6 protein-coding genes are annotated in these 6,690 nt (G+C 74.4%); 4 read left to right on the plus strand and 2 right to left on the minus strand.

The window, feature by feature from the left end:
* A partial coding sequence (locus ACZ6H8_RS13450; RefSeq protein WP_464147388.1) for a hypothetical protein occupies window positions 1-1,773 on the minus strand: 1,773 nt, incomplete at its 3' end.
* Between ACZ6H8_RS13450 and ACZ6H8_RS13455 the strand changes: the two genes are divergently transcribed.
* Together ACZ6H8_RS13455 and ACZ6H8_RS13460 are read left to right on the plus strand one after the other, a co-directional pair.
* Window positions 1,723-2,937, plus strand: coding sequence for a hypothetical protein (locus ACZ6H8_RS13455; protein ID WP_464147389.1), 1,215 nt, complete (start codon window positions 1,723-1,725; stop codon window positions 2,935-2,937). The two genes, ACZ6H8_RS13450 and ACZ6H8_RS13455, sit on opposite strands and share 51 nt — an antisense overlap.
* Window positions 2,934-3,917 (plus strand): HAD-IIA family hydrolase, encoded by a 984-nt coding sequence (locus tag ACZ6H8_RS13460; RefSeq protein ID WP_464147390.1) that lies wholly within the window; start codon window positions 2,934-2,936, stop codon window positions 3,915-3,917. Before ACZ6H8_RS13455 ends, ACZ6H8_RS13460 begins: the two co-directional genes overlap by 4 nt.
* Window positions 3,918-3,942: 25 nt before the next feature.
* On the opposite strand, the gene ACZ6H8_RS13465 is transcribed toward ACZ6H8_RS13460, so the two are convergent.
* Window positions 3,943-4,683: a phosphotransferase gene (locus ACZ6H8_RS13465; RefSeq protein WP_464147391.1), complete on the minus strand. Its 741-nt coding sequence runs from the start codon at window positions 4,681-4,683 to the stop codon at window positions 3,943-3,945.
* Between the two features lie 98 nt (window positions 4,684-4,781).
* On the opposite strand from ACZ6H8_RS13465, the gene ACZ6H8_RS13470 reads away from it, so the two are divergent.
* Window positions 4,782-5,894, plus strand: a complete 1,113-nt coding sequence (locus tag ACZ6H8_RS13470) for an NAD-dependent epimerase/dehydratase family protein (protein ID WP_464147392.1) — start codon at window positions 4,782-4,784, stop codon at window positions 5,892-5,894.
* The gene (locus ACZ6H8_RS13475; protein WP_464147393.1) at window positions 5,891-6,667 is read left to right on the plus strand and encodes an isocitrate lyase/PEP mutase family protein; all 777 of its coding nucleotides are present in this window, start codon (window positions 5,891-5,893) and stop codon (window positions 6,665-6,667) included. Before ACZ6H8_RS13470 ends, ACZ6H8_RS13475 begins: the two co-directional genes overlap by 4 nt.
* Window positions 6,668-6,690 lie beyond the last annotated feature (23 nt).

The raw sequence follows: 6,690 nt of genomic DNA on the forward strand, positions 1-6,690 counted from the left end.
CCCTGTGGGAGAGTAGGACACCGCCGGACTTCTTTTCGAAAGGGGCCCCAGCCATGATGCTGGGGCCCCTTTCGCTTTCTCAGGAGGAATGCAGTGGCTGACAGCTCGGACCGTGACCGTCGACGCGACGGATCGCCGACCGGAGGCCGGCCCTCCGGTGGACGTCGCGACGACAGCAGCCCCAGGCAGCGCGACGACCGCGACGCTCGCGGCCCGCGCCGCGACGACGACCGTCGTCCTCCGCGTGATGGGGAGCGTCGTCCGCCGTACCAGCAGCGCGACGATCGTTCGCCGCGCCGTGACGACGACCGTCGTCCGCCGCGTGATGGCGAGCGCCGTCCGTTCCAGCAGCGCGACGACCGCCGTCCTCCGCGTGATGGCGAGCGTCGTCCGTTCCAGCAGCGTGATGACCGGGGTCCGCGACGCGACGATGACCGTCGCCCGCCGTTCCAGCAGCGCGATGGCGAGCGGCGTCCGTTCCAGCAGCGCGATGACCGCGGCCCGCGGCGTGATGACGACCGTCGTCCGCAGCGCGATGGCGAGCGTCGTCCGCCGTACCAGCAGCGTGACGATCGCGCGCCGCGTCGCGACGACGACCGTCGCCCTCCGTTCCAGCAGCGCGATGACCGGCGACCGCAGCGCGACGGCGAGCGTCGTCCGTTCCAGCAGCGGGATGACCGTCGTCCGCCGCGTGATGGCGAGCGTCGCCCTCCGTACCAGCAGCGTGACGATCGCGCTCCCCGTCGTGACGATGACCGTCGTCCGCCGCGTGATGGCGAGCGTCGTCCGTTCCAGCAGCGCGATGACCGTGGCCCGCGGCGTGACGATGACCGTCGTCCGCCGCGGGATGGCGAGCGTCGCCCTCCCTACCAGCAGCGTGACGATCGCGCTCCCCGTCGTGACGATGACCGTCGTCCGCCGCGTGATGGCGAGCGTCGCCCGTTCCAGCAGCGCGATGACCGTGGCCCGCGGCGTGATGACGACCGTCGTCCGCAGCGCGATGGCGAGCGTCGCCCGTTCCAGCAGCGGGATGACCGCGCGCCTCGCCGCGACGATGACCGTCGTCCGCCGTACCAGCAGAGGGATGGCGACCGCCGTCCGTTCCAGCAGCGCGACGACCGCCGCCCGCCGTACCAGCAGCGTGACGACCGCGGCCCTCGTCGTGATGACGACCGTCGTCCGCCGCGCGATGGCGAGCGTCGCCCTCCGTACCAGCAGCGCGACGACCGCGGCCCCCGCCGCGACGACGACCGTCGTCCGCCGTTCCAGCAGCGCGACGGGGAGCGTCGTCCGTTCCAGCAGCGCGACGACCGCGCGCCGCGCCGTGATGACGACCGCCGTCCGTCGCGTGATGGCGAACGTCGTCCTCCGTACCAGCAGCGCGACGACCGCGCGCCGCGCCGTGATGACGACCGTCGTCCGTCGCGTGATGGCGAACGTCGTCCTCCGTACCAGCAGCGCGACGACCGCGGCCCCCGCCGCGACGACGACCGCCGTCCCCCGCGGGATGGGGAGCGTCGTCCGTTCCAGCAGCGCGACGACCGCGGTCCGCGCCGCGACGACGACCGCCGACCTGCCCGCGAGCAGGCTCGGCCGGGTCGCGAGGAGCACGGCTACCGCGGCACCGGCACGGGGGAGAGCTTCCGCCAGGTCCGCGAGGAATTCGACGCACCCGAGCTGCCCGACGACGTGCAGGCGAGCGACCTCGCCGGCGAGGCGCGGATGCAGCTGAAGACGCTCGCGAAGGACAACGCCGACGACGTCGCGCGGCACCTCGCGATGGTCGAGCGCTTGCTCGACGACGACCCCGAGGCAGCGCACCAGCATGCGCTCGCCGCGTCGCGTCGCGCCGGCCGCATCGGCGTCGTGCGCGAGACGCTCGCGATCACCGCCTACCACCAGGGCGACTTCGGGCTGGCGCTGCGCGAGCTGCGCACGTTCCGTCGCATCACCGGCAGCGACGAGCAGCTGCCGCTCATGGTGGACTGCGAACGGGGACTCGGACGCCCCGAGAAGGCGCTCGAGCTCTCGCGCAGCGTCGACGCGTCGACGCTGCCCACCGCGGTGCGCGTCGAGCTCGCGATCGCCCGATCCGGCGCCAGGCTCGACCTCGGCCAGACGCAGGCGGCGCTCGACGAGCTGCGCATCCCCGAGCTGCAGCGTGACGTCGCGCACTCCTACAGCCCCGCGCTGTTCGGTGCCTTCGCCACGGTGCTCGAGGACCTCGGTCGCACCGACGAGGCCGCCGAATGGCTCGCCCTCGCCGACCGTGCGATCGACGCGTTGCAGGAGGCCGCGGACCCGGGTGAGACCGAGACCGTGCGGGTGACGGAGGAGCTGCTCCACGTCGACGAGGCCGACCTGGACGACGAGGTCGACCTGGACGACGAGGCTGACCTGGACGACGAGGCTGACCTGGATGTCCAGAACGACGCGGGCGACGGTGACGAGCCCGACTCGGCCGTGATCGATGCGCACGACATCGACGTGCACGTCGACGAGCTCGACGAGCTCGACGAGCCGATCGCGCAGGAGGTCGCCGCGTCCGCGCAGGACGACGAGGGCTCCGACGAGCCCATCGGCGACGTCTCCGGCGACACCGACGACGACGCCACCGAGGCGCCCGAGCCGGTGGACACGTCGCCCGCCTCGATCGAGGCCGAGGTCGACGCGCTGCTCGCCGGGGCCTTCGTGGCCACCGACCCCGAGGCGCCGACGCCGTCGACCGACGAGCCGGCCGACGACGCGGGCACGCAGGAGGCGGCGGCCGAGGTCGCTCCGCTGTTCTCGCTCGGGGCCGAGGACGCGGGGGAGTCGGCCACGCAGGTCGCCGAGACCGAGGCCGCGCGCGCCGACGTCGAGCCCGACGCGCCCGCGCACGAGGCCGACGATGCTGCGGCGACGGGTGGCGCCTCCGACGAGGACGACCGCGCATGACGCTGCTCGACGGCGTCGACGCCGTGCTGCTCGACCTCGACGGCGTCGTCTACGCCGGCCCGTCGGCGATCCCGCACGCCGTCGATGCGATCGACGCGATCACGCAACCCGTCCTGTACCTGACGAACAACGCGTCGCGCACCGACGCGCAGGTCGCAGCGCACCTCACCGAGCTCGGCATCCAGACCGCGCCGGAGCAGGTGGTGACGAGCCCGCAGGCGGCGATGCCGCTGCTGGCGCGGCACGCCAAGCCTGGCGACGCGATCCTCGTCGTCGGCGGCGACGGCATCACGGTCGAGCTCGAGGCGCGCGGCTACCGCGTCGTGCGCACCGCCGCCGACGACCCCGTCGCCGTCGTGCAGGGCTTCGCGCCGCACGTCGGATGGAAGGACCTCGCCGAGGCTGCCTTCGCGCTGCATCGCGGCATCCCCTGGATCGCGACGAACATGGACTGGACGATCCCGCAGGCAGGCGGCATCGCCCCGGGCAACGGCACGCTCGTGTCGGCCGTGCACACGGCGGTCGGCAGGATGCCGGAGGTCGCCGGCAAGCCGGAGACGCCCATCTTCGCCGCCGCGATCGAGCGCGTGGGTGCGACGAGCGCGATCATGGTCGGCGACCGCCTCGACACCGACATCCGCGGCGCGAACCGCGCGGGCATCCCCAGCGTGCTCGTGCTCACGGGCATCGACCAGGCAGCCACGGTGCTGCTCGCCTCGCAGGAGGATCGGCCGACGCACATCATCGCCGACCTGCGCGAGCTGCGCGCCGACTACCCCCAGACGCGCGAGACGTTCGAGCGTTCGACGGGTGCGACGTACGTCGAGGTGGGCCGCGCTGCCGTCCGCAGGCTCGGAGCCGACGTGACGCTCGTGCGCGCAGGCGAGGGCGCCGACACGCTGCGCGCCGCCGCGCACGCCGTCTTCACGGCGGATCGCGGCGCCTCGGCGCTGCGCATCGATCCCGCGCTCGTGCGCTGACGGGCAGGGGGCCAGGCGGCGTCGCTCAGTCGGCCACGTCCCACAGCGCCCGGTAGTAGGCGATGCGCTCGGCGTCGGGAGCGACGCCGTACGCGTCCCACAGCACTCCCTCGACACCCGGGCCGTAGTTCCACTCGAGCGACATCGACGCGACGGCGAGGTCGGCCCACCGGTCGGCGACGCCGAGCGTGCCGACGTCGACCGTGGCGAGGAACGCGCCGTCGGCGTCGAGCAGCGTGTTGGGCGCGCACGCATCGCCGTGGCCGACGACGAGCCGATCGACGGGCGGGGCGTGCTCGAGCGTGCGCGGCACCGCGTGGCCGCGCTGCCGCGCTGCGGCGATGCGGTCGCCAGGCAGCCACGACCACGGGCAGTCGTCGATCGGCAGCGCGTGGAGCGCGCGCAGTCCAGCCGCGATCGCGCGCACGGCCGTCTCGCGCTCCGCGAGCCACCGCGCCGACGCGGCTCCCTCACCAGGCAGCGCATCGGTCACGAGCAGCTCGCCGTCCGGCGCGCTGCCGTGCGCACGCACGTGCGGCGCAGGATGCCGCCTCACGAGCCATCGCAGCCGTGCGGCCTCGTCGTCGAGGCGCGGTGCGCCAGGCGGGCTCCACTTCACCACGAGCGGATCGTCGTCGTCGTCGATCGCGACCGTCAGGCCGCCGAGATCGTTGCGCCACAGCAGGCGCGTGGGCCGGCCGTCGGCGATCGCGAGCACCGACGCGGGCACGGCGGTGCCGGGCGGCGGTGCGCTCGCGAGGTCCATGCCGTCGACGCTAGGCGATCGCGCTCGTGCGCGCCGCGGCGCGTTCGCCCCTCGCGAAGACCGCGCGCGGCGTGCGCGTGCGGTGCCATGCTCGCAGCATGCGCGTCCTGGTCCTCGGTGGCACCGCCTGGCTGGGCCACGCCATCGCAGCCGAGCACGTCGCCGCAGGCCATGACGTCACGTGCGTCGCACGCGGCCACGGCGTGCCAGCGGGTGCGACGCACGTCCGCATCGACCGCGACGACGGGGCCGAGGCGTTCGTGGGCGTCGAGGCGCTCGCGGGCGACTGGGACGAGGTCGTCGACGTCACCTGCATCCCCGCGCACGCCACCGCGGCCGCCCATGCGCTCGCCGCCAGAGCCCTGCACTGGACGCTCGTGTCGACGATCTCGGTGTACGCGGACGACGACCGAGCCGGCGACGACGAGACGGCGCGCCTGCTCGAGCCCTCGACCGACCCCGGCGACTACGGCCGCGCCAAGGTGCACGTCGAGCGCACGATGCACGCCGCGCTCGGCGACCGGCTGCTCGTGGTGCGTCCCGGGCTCATCGTCGGTCCGGGAGACCCCAGCGACCGCTACGGGTCGTGGGCGGCACGCGCCGCGCTCGCTGGCGACGACGCGCTGCTCGTGCCCGAGCGCGACGTCGCGGCGCAGGTGATCGACGTGCGCGACCTCGCCGACGCGATCGCCACCCTCGGCGCCCGCCGCGTCGTGGGGGTGCGCCACGCCGTCGGGCCCGTGACGAGCCTGCACGCGCTCGTCGACGAGCTGCGGGCCGCCGCCGACCACGCAGGCCCCGTCGTGCTCGCGAGCGACGCCGACCTCGAACGTCTCGACGTGCAGCCGTGGGGCGGGCCGAGGTCGCTCGCGCTCTGGCTGCCCACGGGCCACGAGGGCCTCGGCGCGCGCTCGAACGCCGCGCTGCTCGCCGACGGCGTGCGTCTGCGCCCCACCTCGACGACGGCGAGGGACGTCGTCGCCGACGAGCGCGCCCGCGGCCTGCGCCGCGCCCGCGCGAACGGGCTGACGAGGGCCGACGAGGAGGAGGTGCTGGCGGCGCTCGCCGCCGACGCCATCCATCGACCCGCACCCCTCCGGACGCATCCAGAGCCATCCGACCGGCCAGCGCCATCCGACCGGCCAGCGCCATCCGACCGGCCAGCGCCATCCGACCGACCGGGCGAACCCCACCGACAGGAGTCACCATGACCGACACCGCCGCACGTGCATCCGAGCTGCTGCGCCTCCACCGCGACCCTGCGCTGCTGAAGGTCGTCAACGTCTGGGATCCCATCTCGGCGTCGGCCGTCGTCGGCGCGCAGGGCACCGTGGCGCTCGCGACCGCGAGCCACTCCATCGCCGCGACCCTCGGCTACGAGGATGGCGAGAACATCCCGCTCGACGAGATGCTCGAGGCGATCCGTCGCATCCTCGCCGTCACCGACCTGCCGGTCTCTGCCGACCTCGAGGGCGGCTACGGCGACGCGCCCGAGACGATCCGCCGTGCGATCGAGCTCGGCGTCGTCGGCGCCAACATCGAGGACCAGCTGAAGCCGCTCGACGAGGCGGCAGCGCAGGTCGAGGCCATCATGCGCGTCGCGCGGGACGCTGGCGTGCCCGACTTCGTGCTCAACGCCCGCACCGACGCGTTCCCCCTCGGCGGCGACCGCGACCGCGACGTCGTCATCGCCGACGCGCTCGAGCGCGGCCGCGCCTACCTCGACGCCGGCGCACCCATCGTGTTCGTGCCGGGGCCCGTCACGAGCGACGAGGTGCGCACGCTCGTCGACGCGTTCGGGCCGCAGCGCCTCACGACGATCGCCCTGCCGGGCACGCCCTCGTTCGACGAGCTGCAGGAGCTCGGCGTCGCACGCGTCTCGTTCGGCCCGATCTCGCAGCGCGTCGCCCTCACGGCGCTGCAGGAGCTCGCCGAGACGGCGCTCGCGCACGGCGAGCTGCCCGGCTTCCGCCCGCTCAACTGACCCGTGGGGCGGGGGGGCGGGCG

It is taken from the genome of Agrococcus sp. AC640b, from assembly GCF_979255995.1.

What these genes read in the sequence shown, in the direction of transcription:
- ACZ6H8_RS13465 (WP_464147391.1), bottom strand. Translation starts at nt 4,683, where the DNA reads ATGGACCTCGCGAGCGCACCGCCGCCCGGCACCGCCGTGCCCGCGTCG.
- ACZ6H8_RS13460 (WP_464147390.1), top strand. Translation starts at nt 2,934, where the DNA reads ATGACGCTGCTCGACGGCGTCGACGCCGTGCTGCTCGACCTCGACGGC.
- ACZ6H8_RS13470 (WP_464147392.1), top strand. Translation starts at nt 4,782, where the DNA reads ATGCGCGTCCTGGTCCTCGGTGGCACCGCCTGGCTGGGCCACGCCATC.
- ACZ6H8_RS13475 (WP_464147393.1), top strand. Translation starts at nt 5,891, where the DNA reads ATGACCGACACCGCCGCACGTGCATCCGAGCTGCTGCGCCTCCACCGC.
- ACZ6H8_RS13455 (WP_464147389.1), top strand. Translation starts at nt 1,723, where the DNA reads ATGCAGCTGAAGACGCTCGCGAAGGACAACGCCGACGACGTCGCGCGG.